The 425-nt window shown below is 57.2% G+C and carries 1 protein-coding gene; it reads left to right on the top strand.

The window, feature by feature from the left end:
* Positions 1-425 (top strand): carbon starvation CstA family protein (locus M3212_RS21785; protein ID WP_285875004.1); only part of this gene is annotated, 425 nt, incomplete at both ends.

The raw sequence follows: 425 nt of genomic DNA, 5'->3' as shown, positions 1-425 counted from the left end.
CCTGTGGCCGCTGTTCGGTATCTCTAACCAGATGCTGGCCGCCGTGGCGCTGGTGCTTGGCACCGTGGTGCTGGTCAAGATGCAGCGCACCAAATATATCTGGGTCACCGTTATCCCGGCAGCGTGGCTGCTGCTGTGCACCACCTGGGCGCTGGGTCTGAAGCTGTTCAGCAGCAATCCGCAGATGGAAGGCTTCTTCTTTATGGCTCAGCAGTATAAAGAGACGATTGCCGCCGGCGGCGAGCTGACCGCGCAGCAGATTGCCAACATGAACCATATCGTGGTCAACAACTACACCAACGCCGGGCTGAGTATCCTGTTCCTGGTGGTGGTGTACAGCATCATCTTCTACGGCATCAAAACCTGGCTCAATGTCCGCAACAATAAGGTGCGTACCGACAAAGAGACCCCGTACGTGCCGGTAC

Origin of the sequence: Halalkalibacter oceani (assembly GCF_023715705.1) — a bacterium.
Classification (GTDB): Bacteria; Bacillota; Bacilli; order Bacillales; family Bacillaceae_D; genus Halalkalibacter; species Halalkalibacter oceani_A.
This window is presented reverse-complemented; position numbering and strand designations above follow the sequence as displayed.